14 protein-coding genes are annotated in these 17,112 nt (G+C 52.6%); 8 read left to right on the top strand and 6 right to left on the bottom strand.

All coding sequences use genetic code 11. The features are described from left to right. The first annotated feature begins 122 nt into the window (after nucleotides 1-122). The 5 genes from ACN9MQ_RS05770 (at nucleotide 123) to ACN9MQ_RS05750 (ending at nucleotide 6,307) form a co-directional block, all read left to right on the top strand. Entirely contained in the window at nucleotides 123-293 is a 171-nt protein-coding gene (locus tag ACN9MQ_RS05770; protein ID WP_154815901.1) for a hypothetical protein, read from the top strand. A 102-nt stretch (nucleotides 294-395) separates the two neighbouring features. Continuing rightward, entirely contained in the window at nucleotides 396-656 is a 261-nt protein-coding gene (locus tag ACN9MQ_RS05765) for a hypothetical protein (RefSeq protein WP_050737410.1), read from the top strand. A 149-nt stretch (nucleotides 657-805) separates the two neighbouring features. Further along, complete coding sequence (locus ACN9MQ_RS05760) at nucleotides 806-2,080, top strand: HlyD family secretion protein (RefSeq protein ID WP_113656473.1); 1,275 nt, start codon at nucleotides 806-808, stop codon at nucleotides 2,078-2,080. Next, complete coding sequence (locus ACN9MQ_RS05755) at nucleotides 2,073-4,205, top strand: peptidase domain-containing ABC transporter (protein ID WP_244047758.1); 2,133 nt, start codon at nucleotides 2,073-2,075, stop codon at nucleotides 4,203-4,205. Before ACN9MQ_RS05760 ends, ACN9MQ_RS05755 begins: the two co-directional genes overlap by 8 nt. Continuing rightward, entirely contained in the window at nucleotides 4,202-6,307 is a 2,106-nt protein-coding gene (locus ACN9MQ_RS05750) for a prolyl oligopeptidase family serine peptidase (protein WP_426021323.1), read from the top strand. The genes ACN9MQ_RS05755 and ACN9MQ_RS05750 overlap by 4 nt, the downstream gene beginning before the upstream one ends. 84 nt (nucleotides 6,308-6,391) lie before the next feature. On the opposite strand, the gene betT is transcribed toward ACN9MQ_RS05750, so the two are convergent. After that, nucleotides 6,392-8,425: a choline BCCT transporter BetT gene (gene betT / locus ACN9MQ_RS05745; RefSeq protein WP_014169058.1), complete on the bottom strand. Its 2,034-nt coding sequence runs from the start codon at nucleotides 8,423-8,425 to the stop codon at nucleotides 6,392-6,394. A gap of 129 nt (nucleotides 8,426-8,554) precedes the next feature. On the opposite strand from betT, the gene betI reads away from it, so the two are divergent. The 3 genes from betI to betA are packed head-to-tail and all read left to right on the top strand — an operon-like array spanning nucleotide 8,555 to nucleotide 12,306. After that, entirely contained in the window at nucleotides 8,555-9,142 is a 588-nt protein-coding gene (gene betI, locus ACN9MQ_RS05740; protein WP_020885037.1) for a transcriptional regulator BetI, read from the top strand. 13 nt (nucleotides 9,143-9,155) lie between these two features. Beyond that, nucleotides 9,156-10,628 carry a betaine-aldehyde dehydrogenase gene (betB, locus tag ACN9MQ_RS05735; RefSeq protein ID WP_426021324.1) on the top strand — a complete coding sequence of 491 codons (1,473 nt, stop codon included), beginning with the start codon at nucleotides 9,156-9,158 and terminating at the stop codon, nucleotides 10,626-10,628. Nucleotides 10,629-10,641: 13 nt separating this feature from the next. Then, a complete protein-coding gene (betA, locus tag ACN9MQ_RS05730) occupies nucleotides 10,642-12,306 on the top strand; it encodes a choline dehydrogenase (RefSeq protein WP_426021325.1) in 1,665 nt (554 codons plus the stop codon). Nucleotides 12,307-12,352: 46 nt separating this feature from the next. Here the strand turns inward: betA and ACN9MQ_RS05725 are convergent, their stop codons facing one another. The 5 genes from ACN9MQ_RS05725 to budA form a co-directional block, all read right to left on the bottom strand. After that, a complete protein-coding gene (locus ACN9MQ_RS05725; RefSeq protein WP_014169054.1) occupies nucleotides 12,353-13,051 on the bottom strand; it encodes a GNAT family N-acetyltransferase in 699 nt (232 codons plus the stop codon). Between the two features lie 163 nt (nucleotides 13,052-13,214). Beyond that, entirely contained in the window at nucleotides 13,215-13,688 is a 474-nt protein-coding gene (locus ACN9MQ_RS05720) for a cold-shock protein (RefSeq protein WP_014169053.1), read from the bottom strand. Between the two features lie 131 nt (nucleotides 13,689-13,819). Continuing rightward, entirely contained in the window at nucleotides 13,820-14,590 is a 771-nt protein-coding gene (locus ACN9MQ_RS05715) for a (S)-acetoin forming diacetyl reductase (protein WP_020885040.1), read from the bottom strand. 20 nt (nucleotides 14,591-14,610) lie between these two features. After that, entirely contained in the window at nucleotides 14,611-16,332 is a 1,722-nt protein-coding gene (gene alsS / locus ACN9MQ_RS05710) for an acetolactate synthase AlsS (protein WP_086463059.1), read from the bottom strand. Continuing rightward, a complete protein-coding gene (budA, locus tag ACN9MQ_RS05705) occupies nucleotides 16,304-17,083 on the bottom strand; it encodes an acetolactate decarboxylase (RefSeq protein ID WP_025204708.1) in 780 nt (259 codons plus the stop codon). The genes alsS and budA overlap by 29 nt, the downstream gene beginning before the upstream one ends. Nucleotides 17,084-17,112 lie beyond the last annotated feature (29 nt).

Below are 17,112 nucleotides of genomic sequence, written 5' to 3'. Positions count from 1 at the left end.
TTTACTTCAGGAACATTATGTTAAGGCTGTTTTACTTTAACTTCATATAACTAAGGAAAGTCTAATGCGTGAATTAAATCAAAATGAAATGAGTATTGTGGCCGGCGGTATTGGTGCCGGTAATGGGAACGGTAATCACAGTGGCAACGGCAATGGCAATAGTGGTGGTAATGGTGGTACCTGTAATGGCGGCAATGGCGGTAATGGTGGCCGCGGCGGTAATGGCGGTAATGGGGGTAACGGCGGAAGCTGCGGCGGTGGCAATAATGGCGGTCGTCGATAGCCATCATTAAAAGCCAAAACGACGACCCGCTGTAAGTTTGTCATGGCGGGTCGTTGTGCGTGATGCATTATTTTATCAGGAGTAAAAATGCGAGAACTACTGAAATCAGAGAGTGAAGGTATTTCTGGGGGTTCGCAATGCGATGGTGGAAGTGGAGGTAACGGGGGCGCAGGCGGTAATGGCGGCCGCGGAGGTAATGGAGGAACCTGTGGTTCTGGAAATGGTGGTAATGGCGGTAACGGGGGACGAGGCGGGAACGGAGGTGATGGTGGAAATGGTGGCCCTGGAGGGAAAGGGGGCAAAGGCGGTAAAGGTGGTCCCGGTGGACACGATGGCCGTAACGGTAGGGATGGTTGAGTCGTCGAAGAAATAGTATTACCGAAGCGCAGCAAAGCAAATTACATATGCAGGAAAAAACACGATACCCCTGGATATGCAGAATAACCAGGTGCAATTGACTTAAAATTGTCACCTGGTGAACCACACAAAATCACGAAATCTTTTAAAAAAAGGAAAAAGTGCGTGTATCGCCAAAAAGCGGTTGATCACAAAAAATTGAGATGGCAAGGAAGAGCCATATTACTGCCTGGGATCCCTGTTTGGTTGGTTGCAGGGCTATCTGTTTTTTTTGTTATTGCTTTTCTAACCTTCGTCCTAACGTTCACCTATACGAGAAGAATAACTGTAGTGGGAGAAATAACCACCTATCCTCGTTCATCTAACGTTTACGCCAGTGTTCAGGGGGTGGTAGTTAAACAATTTGTCAAAGAAGGTCAACTGCTCAAAGTAGGTGATGCTATTTACATGATCGATGTTAGTAAAAGCACACGTAGCGGTGTTGTCAGCGATAATCAGCGTATGGATGTTGACAACCAGCTGACACGTATATCTCAAATCATGTCTCTTCTCCAGGAAAATAAAAAAAACACTCTTGAGATGCTCAAAAAACAAAAAGAACAATATAGCGCTGCTCTCAAACGTTCCTCAGATATTATCACCCAAGCCCAGGAAGGCCTCCATGTAATGAAAACTAACATGGAGAACTACCGGCATTATCAGGCGCGTGGTCTTATTACTCAGGATCAGCTGATTAATCAGATAGCCTTATACTACGAACGACAGAATAACATGATTAACCTGTCTGCCCAGAGTGACCAAAACGCGTTGCAGGTGACAACACTGGAGAGTCAAATTCAGACGCAGGCCGCTGAATTTGATAACCAGATTCATCAAATGGAACTTCAGCGCTATGAATTGCAAAAAGAACGTCTGAGTATTGATGCTGGAGGCGCTATTATTATCCGAGCCATGGCTAACGGGAGGGTAGATTCCCTTAGCGTCACCGTCGGGCAGATGATCAAGCCGGGCGACAGTCTGCTACAAATCATCCCATACAATATCGATCATTTCTCTCTTGTCATTTGGGTACCGAATGACGCAGTCCCCTATCTTAATGCTGGAGACCGCGTGAACATCCGCTATGAAGCCTTTCCTGCTCAAAAATTCGGTATGTTTGGCGGAGCAATTTCTGTCATCTCACGTTCCCCAGCCTCCCCACAGGAAATGCAAACCTATCAAGGGGCGCTTAAAGTGGCCTCATCTTCAGCTGCACCCTACTACAAAGTTATTATCAAACCTGACAGACAAAATATTGCGTACGCGGGTAAACGTCTGAGCTTGGGTAATGGAATGCAAGCTCAAAGCACCTTATTTCTGGAAAAAAGGAAGATCTATCAGTGGATGCTTTCCCCCTTCTACGATATGAAAAATAGCATAGAGGGCCCGATAAATGAGTAAACGTGCTTTTAAAACGCTTCTCGGACAACTCGATCTTCATCTGCGTTCTCGGGTTCCACTAGTTCATCAAACGGAATCCTCAGAATGCGGTTTGGCATGTCTTGCGATGATTTGTAATCACTATGGAAAAAATAGCAATCTCATCTCCTTGCGACAACAATTCAACCTATCTGCACGTGGGACAACACTGGCAGGAATGAAAGAAATTGCTGAACAATTAGGACTTGCATCTCGCTGTTTATCCCTGGAACTTCATGAACTCAACTCGCTTAAGATCCCCTGCATCTTACATTGGGATTTTAACCATTTTGTAGTTCTGGTCGGTGTGAAACAAAATCGAGTGATCCTACACGACCCTGCCAGAGGCCGTAGAACAATAAATCTCGAGGAAATGTCTCAATACTTCACGGGCATAGCACTCGAAGTATGGCCTGGAAGTACATTTACCGAAGAGCAAGAAAGTCACCACTTCAGCCTCAAAGCCCTTGCAGCAAAGGTACATGGTCTTAAGGGTACGCTAGCGAAAATATTTTTCTATTCGCTCATTATTGAATCCATAAATCTTCTTATCCCGATAGGTACTCAGCTTGCACTGGATCATGCTATTCCCGCTGCAGATGTGGGCTTACTGACACTGATTTGTATTGGTCTGTTACTCTTTACTTTCTTACGCCTGGCATTGAGCGCACTGCGTTCATGGTCTTCATTATTAATGACTACGCTCATCAATGTTCAGTGGCAATCCGGGTTATTTTCACATTTACTGCGGCTACCTTTGAGTTATTTTGAGCGACGCAAGTTAGGTGACATTCAGTCGCGCTTTGGATCGTTGAACACTCTTCGGGAAACCTTTACCAGTAGTATCGTTGGAGCACTCATCGATGGAACGATGTTGATCGGTGTTGTCATTATGATGGCACTTTATGGCGGCTGGCTCACAGGCGTTGTTATGTGTTTTACTGCTCTGTATGTCCTCATCCGTCTTATGACGTACAGTACCTACCGCGAATTATCGGAGGAAATTCTCGTTAGAGACGCCCGAACCCGATCTTATTTCATGGAAACGTTGTACGGTATAGCGACCATTAAAATGCAAGGTTTTAGTGAAAGAAGAAGCATCCACTGGCTGAACCTGGAAATTGACACAATTAACACTGAAATAAAAATCACCAAAATGGATTTGCTTTTTGGTGGCGTAAACTCCCTTATCACTGCTTGCGAGCAGATAGCAATGCTATGGCTGGGTTCAAGACTCATTATAGATAACGATATAACAATTGGGATGTTCATCGCTTTCGGTGTATTCAGAGAACAATTTGCCGACAGAATTTGGTCATTAACTAATTTCCTGACTAAGTTGCGCATGATGCACCTTCATAATGAACGTGTGGCAGATATTGCACTTAATACTCAAGAAAAGAAAAAGCCCGATATAGAAATATTAAACACGATGAAACCTGTAGCCCTAGAAATAAATGCATTAAGCTACCGATATGATGACCATTCGGCCGCTGTCTTTCGTGGTCTTTCTTTCCAGGTTTTAGCTGGAGAAAGTGTGGCAATTACAGGCCCGTCAGGTGCAGGTAAAACAACGCTTATGAGGGTTCTTTGTGGATTGTTTGAACCGCAGACAGGTTCAGTAATGATCGATGGTAATGACATTCAACAACTTGGTTTAAACAATTACCGCAAAATAATCGGGTGCGTAATGCAGGATGATAAGTTATTTTCTGGTTCAATTAGAGAAAATATTTGTGGCTTCGATGAAAATGCCGATTACGAATGGATGGAAGAGTGCGCTCGCGCAAGCTTTATCCATGGTGCTATTGTAAAAATGCCCATGGGATACGATACATTAGTTGGAGAACTTGGTGAGGGGTTGTCTGGAGGACAGAAACAACGCATCTTTATTGCCCGCGCACTTTATCGTAAACCCGGGATATTATTTATGGATGAAGCAACCAGTGCCTTGGACGAAGAGAGTGAAACGTATGTTAATCAGGCTATCAAAAAGCTAAACATCACCCGAATAATCATTGCTCACAGACAATCAACCATCGCATCTGTTGAGCGTGTGATTCGATTAATGCCACAGACAGAACAGCATGGACTGCACTCTGAATGAAAAATTGCGTAAGACTGAGTATAAAACCGACATTATTCATAATAGTCATTTTGCTTGGCTGCGTTTTTTTCACTCATGCCCATGGGAGAAACGCTGATGTTGACAACAACGTAGATCCTTATCGCTGGATGGAAACCGACGGACAACAGACAGCTCGTTGGCTAAGCCATCAATCAGACCAGGCGGTTAAAATATTACACACCCTCCCCTGGCGAAATGCACTGGCGAAAAGACTAAGCATACTGGTTAACACAGAACCAACTCTATCTGATATCTATGATGCGGGCGATCGTCGTTTCTACCTACGATCGACAACTGAACATCCTTATCTGCGGCTTTTTGTGCAACAAAAGGGAAAACCTGAACGAGTGGTTATTACCCCTCCCGTCGGATATGGGATTAATTTTTTTAGCCCATCTCCAGACGGTCACTATGTGGCTTTTGGATTATCGAAAAATGGTACTGAAACTACGGCAATAAATGTCATCAGAGTTGCGGATGGTGTCGTATTAAAAGATGAAATTTCCGCGGTTCGCTATCCTAATGTTGTCTGGGCAGCGGATAACCAGTCATTTTATTACAGTCTTAACGATACAACTCATGATACCGGGCGACAAACATGCGGAAAAGTCTACTACCATCATTTAGGGAGCCAAAATGATGTTATGACTTTTGACTGGCATACTCTCCCGGAATTGACACAGAAGAAATGTGAAAACGTTAATTTGTTTGCATCCCCCGACTCTGCATATCTCATCGTTTATTTTTCGAAATCAATCAGCGGTTATGGCGGCTATCTTTTTTCAGCAAAAAACGCTCCCGCACTCAACGGAATATTACACTGGGCCAAAATCATTGATGTTGATGAGAATGTTTCTGCCTTTGTTTGCTCTGGAAAGTGGATTTATTTTGCTAACATGAATTCATCATCAGGTTACGATATCTCAAGAGTCGATCTGAGTACTCCTACTTCAAAACGAGAGCATGTGATGAGCTGGGCAAATGGTGAGCTCACCCAGCTAACCACCAGTCGGGATTCACTTTATATTGCATACCATGACTCTGGTACCAATAAATTCGTACGTATTCCTTTTGAAGACCCGAATAAACACCAGTTCATTCCAGCACCAGCAGATGAAAATGTGAGTGCAATCTTCGCCAGCAATAACCGCAAGGATATCCTCTTCACCCGACAGAGTTGGCTCACGCAACCTGCTATTTTCCAGTATAACCCGGTCAATAATCGCATCAGAGATACGAATTTAATATCACCGGTAAAACAATCCTTTACAGACTATGTGACGGAAGAAATATGGGTTCTCACAGCAGATAACGTCCGCGTTCCGTTAACTTTAATTCATCATAAAGGGATTGAACACAATGGTGCCACCCCCATCTGGTTGACAGCTTACGGCGCTTATGGAGTAAGTACCCTTCCTGAATTTGATATTTCCCGCTTGCTCTGGCTTGAACAAGGCGGAGCCATCGCAATCGCGCATGTTCGAGGAGGAGGTGAACTGGGTCCAGCATGGCATGAAGGAGGTAGAGCGAATAAGAAAGAAAATTCTATTAATGATTTTATTCGTTGCGCTGAATATCTCGTTGATAATAAATACACCTCACCGTCAAAATTGGTGATCAGTGGTGAGAGCGCGGGGGGGATTATAATGGGTATGGCAATGACGCTTCGCCCAGAACTATTTTCAGCTGTGGCGATAGACGTCGGAATACTTAATACCAGTAGACTGGATAAAATTCCAATAGGCGAGATGAATTTTGAAGAGTTGGGTTCACCTTTTACAGAATCAGGTATGCTCAATTTGTTAAAAATAGACGCTTATCAGCATCTGGTTCCAGGTAAACGCTATCCCCCGGTGTTGTTAACGGTCGGCCTGCATGACCAACGTGTCTCCCCCTGGCAGACAGCAAAATTCGCAGCCCGATTGCAGACAATAAACAAACCGTGGAATGTTCCGGTGCTGGTATTAGCTTACAGTCAAGGAGGACACAATGCGGCCACCTACGCAGAAGCTGATTCAAAATTAGTCGACACTGTGAGTTTCTTTATATGGAAAACCGGTATTCATTTTCAGAATCATTAATATTGCGCAGCACGAATGTGCCACGCCATTAAAAAAAGCGGTACCCTGCTCCAGGATACCGCTTTATTCACTTAGTTATCCCGCTCAAACATCCGGGAACATCACGCTATTCCCCGGCGCCTCGCGATGGAGGTGAATAAAGTTCAGGTGCCGCTCATACTGATCCAGTATGTCCGTAATTACCTGTTCCTTACTGTAATCCATCAGGTCATTCCCCTGGCTCCCTTCCAGCAGGAACGTCTCAAGGCGGTAATACGTTGATTTCCCACTGCGTGCGCGATAGGTAAATCCGGGCACCGAATACTGCTGTGGCCAAATCTGGTAGACAAAGTTTTGTTCGTCGCCCATATGCACCAGCAGATCCAGGTGTCCCAGAGTCTCACCGTCATCCGGCGGCAGGTTTTTCAGTTCAACATACGCACCACGCAGCTTCAGCTCCTGCGCCACCTCTTCCATCGCCGGGAAGCAGACCGTTTCCATCATCTGTTTGGTGTAGCGCGTGCCCGGATAGTTCATCAGGCGTGACAACCGCTTTTTCCAGCTCAGTCTGTCCTGCGCACCCATCGGGCGTGGCGCGGTGTCGCGGCTGGCGCTGACGCGGCGGTAATCTTCCACCTTGAGAGATTTATACAGCCCGGCCATCACGAAGAAGATCACGAAACTGAACGGCAGACCCATGATCACCGTGGTGTTCTGCAGGGCAGAAATACCGTTGGTCATCAGCATGCCCAGGGTCAGCAGGCCAATGGCGACAGACCAGAAGATGCGCAGCCAGTTGGGAGCATCGCTGTTGATGTCCTTGAGCTTCGAGGTGAAGTTCCCCAGCACCAGCGCGCCGGAATCCGCCGAGGTGACGTAAAACAGCAGGCCGGTAATGGTCGCAACAGAGGCGCTAAAGGTAAACGCCGGATACTGCGCCAGCAGGCTGTAGAACCCCCGCTCCGGATGCACCATCGCTTCCTGCGCAAACGTCGCATTGCCGTGAATGATCTCGTGCAGCGCGCTGTTGCCGAACACCGACAGCCACAGCAGCGTAAAGGTGAATGGGATAATCAGCGTGCCCATCACAAACTGACGAATGGTGCGTCCACGCGAAATACGCGCCAGGAACAGTCCAACAAACGGCGACCACGCGACCCACCACGCCCAGAAGAACAACGTCCAGTTGTTCATCCACTCGACCGGGCGGTCAAAGGCGAAGCTGTTCAACGTCATACCCATAAAGCGGTTCACGTAATCACCCACGTTCAGCACTAACGCATTGAGCAGGAATGACGTATCGCCCATAAACAGCACGAAGAGGATCAGCCCCAGCGCCAGCGCGACGTTCAGCTCAGAAAGCACGCGAATGCCCTTGTCCACGCCGGAGGTAACCGAAATGGTAGCGATAATCACCGACAGCGCGATCAGCGCCGCTTTGGCCGCCATGGAATCCGGGATATCAAACAGCACGCTCAGACCGTAGTTGAGCTGCACCACGCCGATACCGAGCGTGGTGGCGATCCCAAAGATGGTGCCAATCACCGCCGCAATATCCACGGTGTGCCCAATCGGTCCGTTAATTTTTTTACCGAAAATCGGATAGAGCGCGGAGCGGATCGTGAGGGGTAAATTATAACGATAGCTAAAGTATCCGAGCGCCATCCCCATCAGGGCATACATCGACCAACCGGTTAAGCCGTAGTGGAACAATGTCCAGACCATTGCCTGTCGCGCGGCCTCCATCGTCTGCCCCGCCCCTTCCGGTGGCTGCATATATTGCGTGACCGGTTCCGCCACGGAGAAGAACATCAGGTCAATACCAATGCCCGCGGCAAACAGCATCGCGGCCCAGCTCAGCAGGCTGAACTCGGGTTTTGACTGTTCCGGCCCGAGCTTTACCGAGCCAAAGCGCGAGCAGGCGATGCAGACGACGAAGACGATATAGAGCGTCGCCGCCAGCAAGTAGTACCAGCCGAAGGTCTTCGACACCCAGTTCAGGGTGCGCCCAATCCACTCGGCAGAAAAATCGCTAAAGAAGATCGTCATCAGGGAAAACAACAAAATCAGTCCTGCGGATGTATAAAAAACAACCGGATTGATTTTGTCCTTTTCTCTGTCTTGCGAAAGATCTGTCATCCAGTATCCCCACTTTTTTTTGTAACTATTGAAATCCAAAACCGCAACAATTAAGACACATTTTATATTGAACGTCCAATCAAAAACCGCTTTAATGGTTAACCAACGCTGATGAATGGAGTGGCAAAAATGCCCAAAGTGGGGATGCAGCCAATCCGGCGCAGGCAACTGATCGACGCCACGCTGGAAGCAATAAATGAAGTGGGAATGCATGACGCGACCATCGCGCAGATCGCCCGTCGGGCGGGCGTTTCCACGGGGATCATCAGTCACTATTTCAAGGACAAAAATGGCCTGCTGGAAGCGACCATGCGCGACATTACCGGCCAGCTGCGCGACGCGGTATTGAACCGTTTGCATGCCTTACCGCACGGCAGCGCAGAGCAGCGTCTGCAGGCGATTGTCGGCGGCAATTTTGATGAAACCCAGATCAGCGGCGCGGCAATGAAAGCCTGGCTGGCCTTCTGGGCGAGCAGCATGCATCAGCCAATGCTCTACCGTCTGCAGCAGGTGAGCAGCCGCCGTCTGCTGTCGAACCTGGTGTATGAGTTCCGCCGCGAGCTGCCGCGCGAACAGGCACAGGAGGCAGGTTACGGGCTCGCGGCGCTGATTGACGGGCTGTGGCTGCGCGCCGCGTTGAGTGGCAAACCGCTGGATAAAACCCTGGCCCAGTCGCTCACCAGCCACTTTATTAGCCAGCATTTACCGACCGATTAACCGAGGAGAATTTATGTCCCGAATGGCAGAACAGCAGCTTTATATCAATGGTGGTTATACATCGGCCACCAGCGGTCGCACCTTCGAGACCATCAACCCGGCCAACGGTGAAGTCCTGGCGACCGTTCAGGCCGCCGGGCGCGAGGATGTCGATCGCGCCGTAGAAAGCGCGCAGCGCGGGCAAAAAATCTGGGCGGCGATGACCGCCATGGAGCGCTCGCGCATTCTGCGCCGTGCGGTAGACATTCTTCGTGAGCGTAACGACGAGCTGGCGAAGCTGGAAACCCTCGACACCGGCAAAGCGTACTCAGAAACCAGCACCGTTGATATCGTCACCGGCGCGGACGTGCTGGAGTACTACGCAGGGCTGATCCCGGCGCTGGAAGGCAGCCAGATCCCCCTGCGCGATACCTCATTTGTCTATACCCGTCGTGAACCGCTGGGCGTGGTCGCGGGCATTGGCGCGTGGAACTACCCGATCCAGATCGCCCTGTGGAAATCCGCGCCAGCGCTGGCCGCAGGTAACGCGATGATCTTCAAACCGAGCGAAGTGACGCCCCTCACCGCCCTGAAGCTTGCCGAGATCTACACCGAAGCGGGTCTGCCGGACGGCGTGTTTAACGTTCTGCCGGGCGTGGGCGCAGAAACCGGTCAGTTCCTGACCGAGCACCCGGGCATCGCCAAAGTCTCCTTCACCGGCGGCGTTGCCAGCGGCAAAAAAGTGATGGCCAATTCGGCGGCCTCGTCCCTGAAAGAGGTGACGATGGAGCTGGGCGGGAAATCCCCGCTGGTTATTTTCGACGATGCCGACCTGGATCTCGCGGCGGACATCGCCATGATGGCCAACTTCTTCAGCTCCGGACAGGTATGCACCAACGGCACCCGCGTGTTCGTGCCGGCGAAATTCAAAGCCGCGTTTGAGCAGAAAATTGTTGAGCGCGTGGCACGTATTCGCGCGGGCGATCTGTTCGATGAACGCACCAACTTTGGCCCACTGGTGAGCTTCCCGCACCGCGAAAACGTGCTGCGCTATATCGCCAAAGGCAAAGAAGAAGGCGCGCGTGTGCTGTGCGGTGGCGATGTGCTGAAAGGCGAAGCCTTTGACAACGGCGCGTGGGTGGCTCCCACCGTGTTCACCGACTGCACCGATGAGATGACCATCGTGCGCGAAGAGATCTTCGGGCCGGTGATGTCGATCCTCACGTACGAAACCGACGAAGAGGTGATTCGTCGCGCCAACGACACCGATTACGGTCTGGCGGCGGGCATCGTGACTGCCGACCTGAACCGCGCGCACAGCGCGATCCACCAGCTTGAAGCGGGTATCTGCTGGATCAACACCTGGGGTGAATCCGCGGCAGAGATGCCGGTTGGTGGCTACAAACACTCCGGCATTGGCCGCGAGAACGGCGTAATGACGCTCCAGAGTTATACCCAGGTGAAGTCCATCCAGGTTGAGATGGGTAAATTCCAGTCCATATTTTAACCGGGAGGTTTTTTTGCAATTTGACTACATCATTATTGGTGCCGGCTCTGCCGGCAACGTACTGGCAACACGACTGACGGAAGATCCCAATACCACCGTTCTGCTGCTAGAAGCGGGCGGCCCGGATTACCGTTTTGACTTCCGCACCCAGATGCCTGCCGCGCTGGCGTTTCCCTTGCAGGGCAAGCGTTACAACTGGGCGTATGAAACCGAGCCCGAGCCGCACATGAACAACCGCCGTATGGAGTGCGGTCGCGGCAAAGGGCTGGGCGGCTCATCCCTGATCAACGGTATGTGCTACATCCGCGGTAACGCGATGGATCTGGACAACTGGGCAACTGAGCCGGGTCTGGAACACTGGAGCTATCTCAACTGCCTGCCCTACTACCGTAAGGCAGAGACCCGTGACGTGGGGCCAAACGACTACCACGGCGACGACGGCCCGGTGAGCGTGACCACCTCTAAACCCGGCGTAAACCCGCTGTTTGAAGCGATGGTAGAAGCCGGTGTGCAGGCGGGCTACCCGCGTACTGACGACCTTAACGGCTATCAGCAGGAAGGCTTCGGTCCGATGGACAGAACCGTGACGCCGCAGGGCCGTCGCGCCAGTACCGCACGCGGCTATCTGGATCAGGCGAAATCACGCCCGAATCTGACCATTCGCACCCATGCCATGACCGATCACATAATTTTTGACGGCAAACGCGCGACAGGCGTCGAGTGGCTGGAAGGCGAGAGCACGATTCCGTCAAAAGCGACGGCCAGCAAAGAGGTGCTGCTGTGCGCCGGGGCGATTGCCTCTCCGCAGATCCTGCAGCGCTCCGGCGTGGGTAACGCGGAACTGCTGAAGCAGTTTGACATCCCGCTGGTACATGACCTCCCGGGTGTGGGTGAAAACCTGCAGGATCACTTAGAGATGTACCTGCAGTACGAGTGCAAAGAGCCGGTCTCTCTCTACCCTGCCCTGCAGTGGTGGAACCAGCCGAAGATTGGCGCGGAGTGGCTGTTTGGCGGCACCGGCGTGGGAGCGAGCAACCACTTTGAAGCGGGCGGGTTTATCCGCAGCCGCGAGGAGTTTGAATGGCCGAATATTCAATACCACTTCCTGCCGGTCGCCATTAACTACAACGGGTCGAACGCGGTCAAAGAGCACGGTTTCCAGTGCCACGTTGGCTCCATGCGCTCACCAAGCCGCGGGCATGTACGGATTAAATCACGCGATCCGCATCAGCATCCGGCGATCCTGTTCAACTATATGTCCCACGAACAGGACTGGCAGGAGTTTCGCGATGCGATCCGCATCACCCGTGAGATCATGCACCAGCCGGCGCTGGATAAATACCGTGGACGGGAAATCAGCCCGGGCATTGAGTGCCAGACCGACGAACAGCTGGACGAGTTTGTGCGTAACCACGCTGAAACCGCCTTCCACCCGTGCGGCACCTGTAAGATGGGGTATGACGAAATGGCCGTGGTCGACGGCGAAGGTCGCGTTCATGGGCTGGAAGGATTACGCGTGGTGGATGCGTCCATTATGCCGCAGATCATCACCGGCAACCTGAACGCCACCACCATCATGATTGGCGAGAAAATTGCCGATGCCATTCGCGGACGCGAGCCGCTGGCGAAGAGTACCGCGGCATATTATGTCGCCAACGGTGCACCGGTTCGCCTGTAACGCAGTTTGCTAAGCAGCCCCTCTCCCAACGGGTGAGGGGCATATTTTACAGACGAAACGCCTCCAGCTTTTTACGCTGCCGCCCTTCCCCGTCAAAATTCGCTTCAGCCAGCCAGGCGCGGAGTTCGGCATCCCGCTGTGGCCATTCGCCATCAATGATTGACAGCATGTCGCTGTCGCGGTTGCGCCCTTTGCGCACCAGCTTCTGACGCAGCCGGCCTTCCCAGACAAACCCCAGCCTTTCCGCCGCATTACGCGAGGCAGTGTTCATTGAATCGCACTTCCACTCCAGCCGACGATAGCCATGCTCGAATGCATTCCTGAGCAGCAGCCATACGGTTTCCGTGCCAAGGCGGGAGCCTTTCATCTTGCGTGACCAGGTGACGTGGCCGATCTCCACCGACCCTTGCATGCGCTCTATTGCCATATAGCTCACCAGCCCCACCGCTTGCCCGGTACGTAAATCGATGACGGCGTACGGCACCAGTTCATCATCCAGTACTTTGCCAAGGACCCATTCTGCGGTGTCTTCAACGCTCACGGGCTGGGTGCTGACAAGCCACGTCCAGTCGCTGTCGTCCCCCAGCGCATAGGCCTCATACAAATCCGCGGCGTGGCGTTCGGCATCCAGCGGCTCAAGACGACAATACTGACCGACGAGCGGAGTGCGGGTTAACGCACGGGCGCATTTCCAGTCGGGGACGATATCGTTAACAGTTTGACCATGTTGATTAAGCTCGGGCACGGCGTTGACTCCCGGAAGGATAAGGGTTTTGTTATAGCAGGTTAAAAAGCAGACGAAAAGAGACGCGGCGTATCGCCTGCTCGGGAAAACGGGAGGGAGTGGCGTTTGCACGCCAGGATGACAGCGGTACGCCGGGTAAGACGTCGTCCTACCCGGCAAAGCATTATTTCAGCAGCTTCACCGTAGCGTCGATGTCGATCTCATCTTCCGTGAAGATCATCGTCGTATTCTGGAAGGTGGTGATAGCCAGCTTCTTCACCGTGCGCATTTCACCCGGTTTTTTGTCAGACTTGGGTTTGATGTTGTTCATCAGCAGCCCCACGGACAGTACCGCGTTCTCTTTATCGATGCCGGTATCTGCTGGCTCTTCTTCGCTGAACACCACAAACGATTTGATCGAGGTGAGCTTCACGCGCTCGCCTGCGATATAGAGGTGTTTGCTTTCCGGGATCACCTTCACCGCATAGGCGGAAAGGCCTTTGTTGTTGGTTGTGGGCTCGAAGGTCACCGCTGCGTCTTTCTTAATCAGATCAGGGTTGGCGACCTTAATCACATGAAAATAGCGGTTGTCACCGTTTTCATCTTTGATAAATCCAAAGCCTTTATCTTTAAACCACGTTGTGATTGTACCGTTCATCGCTGTTACCGCCTGTCAGATCTCTAAGACTAAAGTTTTGCAGCGCGCAGTGTAATCCACAATGGCTGAGGAGACAAAAAAAAGCCCCTGCACGGGGGCAGGGGAAAACTCATGTCAGAGCTTATTAGTATTTAGTTGAACACCATACCACCGTCAATCAACAGGGACTGACCGGTCATGTAGTCGGAATCTGGCCCGGCGAGATAAGAGACGCAGGCGGCCACATCTTCGGGTTCGGACAATCTGCCAAGCGTAATGCGTTTGGCAAACGTTTCAGTGCCGTAGCCGAGCGGTTTACCCGCTGCTTCGGAGACCTGGCGGTCAATTTCCGCCCACATCGGCGTTTTGACGATGCCCGGGCAGTAAGCGTTAACGGTGATCCCTAATGGCGCAAGGTCACGTGCCGCCGTCTGGGTTAACCCGCGTACCGCAAACTTACTGGAACTGTAGACCGCCAGTTCAGGGTTCCCGGTATGGCCTGCCTGTGAACAGGCGTTGATGATCTTGCCGCCGTGCCCTTCTTTACGGAAGGCGTCAATGGCGGCCTGGATACCCCAGATAACCCCTTTGACGTTGATGTTGTAAACTTTGTCGACAATTTCCGGGGTGATCGACTCAATTGGCGTGGAAGGCGCGATCCCGGCATTGTTGACGATCACGTTGAAACCGCCCAGCGCAGTGCGGGCTTTTTCCACCGCTGCAAACACCTGCTCGCGGCTGGAGACATCCACCTTCACGGCGACGGCCTTCCCCCCATTGCGGGTGATCTCATCGGCAACGGCTTTTGCCGTCTCTTCGTTGTAATCCGCGATGGCGACGGCAAAACCGTCTTTCACCAGGCGAAGCGCAATCGCTTTACCAATCCCCTGGCCTGAGCCTGTTACGAGAGCAACTTTTTGCATTTCTCTGTCCTTATATTGATTCACAAAATCTGGCTGAGATGGAGCTGGCCCATCAGCAGCGGGTTATCGCTATAGTCGACGGGAATGGCGACCACGGCCGGGCCATCGACATCCATTGCAGCACGCAGCGTAGGCTCCAGCGCATCCGCGCTCTCGACGGCAAAGCCTTTCGCCCCAAAGGCATCGGCATAGACTTTGAAATCGACCGGGCCGAACTCTACGCCGGAAAGGCGCTGGTATTTTTTCTCTTCCTGGATCGCCACCATGTTGTAGGCGTTGTCTACCCAGATGATGTGCAGCACATTGGCGTTAAGACGCACGGCGGTTTCCAGCTCCATGCTCGACTGCAGGAAGCCGCCGTCACCGGACACCGAGACCACCTTGCGTCCAGGATTGACCAGCCACGCACCAATCGCCCACGGCAGTGCAACGCCCATGGTCTGCTGACCGTTAGAGATCATGACCTGACGTGCGCGGAAGCTATAGAGATAGCGGGCGATCCAGATGTGGAAGCTCCCCATATCAACGGTGAGCGTAACGTCGTTATTGACGATGTCCTGCATGGCCCGCACGATGCGCAGCGGATGCAGGGCAAACTGATTAAGCGAGGCGCCACGGCGATCGAGCAGATCCCGTTGATGCTGACGATCGACCAGGATTTCTGACGCGCGCGCGCTGAGCTCCAGCTTGTGGGCGATCCGGCTGGCGAGCAGGTTCAGCGTTTCGGCGATGTCCCCCACCAGCTCGAGGTCAGGCACATAATTGCGTTCTTCATAGGCGGGCAGCACATCGATATGCACCAGCGTGGCGTCGCCGCTGTTCCACATGGACGGTTCGTATTCCACCGGGCTGTAACCGATGCAGATAATCAGATCCGCCAGATGCAGCAATCTGTCGCCTGCCTGGTTGTTAAAGAGGCCGACACGTCCGGCAAAGCGGGTGAAATGTTCCTGATTCACCGCCCCGGCCGCCTGATAGGTACTGGTGACCGGGATGCGGCTTTTCTCCAGCAGCTTACGCAGCGCGGCGCTGTTGGCAGGCTGGCTGGCCATCAGGCCCAGTAAAATGACCGGATTCTTGGCTTTTTCGATAAGCTTCGCCACATCGTTAATGGCGGACTCCGGTGCCGGCCCCATTTTGGCAGTACTGCTGCCCGGCAAAATCGCGCCCGTGGCGGGCTGGTCGACAATATCCTGCGGCAGGCTGACGAACGCGCCCCCGGGCCTGCCGTGCTCGGCAGCGCGAAACGCGTTCGAGACTACTTCGGCAATCGCATCCGGTGAACTCACCTCTACGGCGTATTTCGTCACCGGGCTGAACATGGCGACCGTGTCCATGCTCTGATGCACCAGCTTCGCTTTATCTGCCCGCTTCACGGCACCGCCCAGCGCGACCACCGGATCGCCCTCACTGTTGGCGGTGGCAATCCCGGTGATCAGGTTCGAGCAGCCCGGTCCGGAGGTGACCAGCGCAACACCGGCCTTGCCGGTCAGGCGCCCTACCGCCGCGGCCATAAACGCCGCGTTCGCTTCGTGGCGCACGGGAATGATTTCGATGGAGGAATCGAGCAAGGAATCAAACACTTTGTCGATTTTTGCACCCGGAATACCGAAAACCTGCTTCACGCCCTGCGCTTCCAGCTGGCCTACGACCATATCGGCGCCATGCGCCCACTGACGTGCCTGTTTATCACTGTTCACGGTGGTTCTCCTGTTAGTTTTCGACGGAACGGATTGCAGCATCAAGGTTGCTGGGGTGAAGGTTGGCCTGTAAAAATGCGCTGTCGGCAGGCAGGTCGATCATCAGTTTGTGAATTTCACCGAAGGTCAGCACGCCGCTCTCCAGCTGGTAGTCGAGCAGATGCCCGCCGCCCTGACGATCGTCGGTGATAAAATGTTCGTGATATCCCGCGACGTTAATGCCCTGCATATGCTGCGGCGTGCGGAACCCGACCAGTACCCCTTCTCGCTGGTTAAAGCGGAACACCGGCTGGTCGTCCAGCACGTCGGTCATGGCACGGTATGGCGGCTTCTGACGTGGAACGGTACGGGTGTGGGCGTGGCGGAAATTACCGTCGATGCGTAACGCACAGAACAGGTTATCGGAGGGGATTTGCTGGTCGATCACGTCGTGGATCTGCTGACGGCTGACCGGCGCATCGAAGGTTTTGCGATACTGCGGCTGGAACCAGGTCATCACCGCAAACGGTGTTTTTTGCTCCGGCTTCGCGGCACGGGCACTCCCGTCGGCGCGCAGCTGATACACCTGGCTGCTGAAGGCAATCATTTCGCCATCCAGCTCGTTGAACGTACCCAGACCAAAATCGCCGTGCGCAAGCAGATCGGCGATAGTGGTATCCCCCTCGTACACGCCGCTTAACAGGGCGCTCATTAGCGATGTCTGATAGATCACGCTGTCAGGATGCTGGGCAGAAAACCCACGCAGGGTCTCGCACAAACTGGCCTCACAGTCGCATGCAGATGAATGCACCATCATGCTCGTCCTCTTCAACTTTATTTAGA

This window comes from Enterobacter sp. R-25 (genome assembly GCF_049913205.1).
GTDB classification, from domain to species: domain Bacteria; phylum Pseudomonadota; class Gammaproteobacteria; order Enterobacterales; family Enterobacteriaceae; genus Enterobacter; species Enterobacter ludwigii.
Note: the sequence above shows the minus strand (reverse complement) of the source record. Positions and strands in the feature narration are given on the sequence as shown.

What these genes read in the sequence shown, in the direction of transcription:
- ACN9MQ_RS05770 (WP_154815901.1), top strand. Translation starts at nt 123, where the DNA reads ATGGGAACGGTAATCACAGTGGCAACGGCAATGGCAATAGTGGTGGTA.
- ACN9MQ_RS05755 (WP_244047758.1), top strand. Translation starts at nt 2,073, where the DNA reads ATGAGTAAACGTGCTTTTAAAACGCTTCTCGGACAACTCGATCTTCAT.
- ACN9MQ_RS05750 (WP_426021323.1), top strand. Translation starts at nt 4,202, where the DNA reads ATGAAAAATTGCGTAAGACTGAGTATAAAACCGACATTATTCATAATA.
- betT (WP_014169058.1), bottom strand. Translation starts at nt 8,425, where the DNA reads ATGACAGATCTTTCGCAAGACAGAGAAAAGGACAAAATCAATCCGGTT.
- betI (WP_020885037.1), top strand. Translation starts at nt 8,555, where the DNA reads ATGCCCAAAGTGGGGATGCAGCCAATCCGGCGCAGGCAACTGATCGAC.
- betB (WP_426021324.1), top strand. Translation starts at nt 9,156, where the DNA reads ATGTCCCGAATGGCAGAACAGCAGCTTTATATCAATGGTGGTTATACA.
- ACN9MQ_RS05720 (WP_014169053.1), bottom strand. Translation starts at nt 13,688, where the DNA reads ATGAACGGTACAATCACAACGTGGTTTAAAGATAAAGGCTTTGGATTT.
- ACN9MQ_RS05715 (WP_020885040.1), bottom strand. Translation starts at nt 14,590, where the DNA reads ATGCAAAAAGTTGCTCTCGTAACAGGCTCAGGCCAGGGGATTGGTAAA.
- alsS (WP_086463059.1), bottom strand. Translation starts at nt 16,332, where the DNA reads ATGCTGCAATCCGTTCCGTCGAAAACTAACAGGAGAACCACCGTGAAC.
- budA (WP_025204708.1), bottom strand. Translation starts at nt 17,083, where the DNA reads ATGGTGCATTCATCTGCATGCGACTGTGAGGCCAGTTTGTGCGAGACC.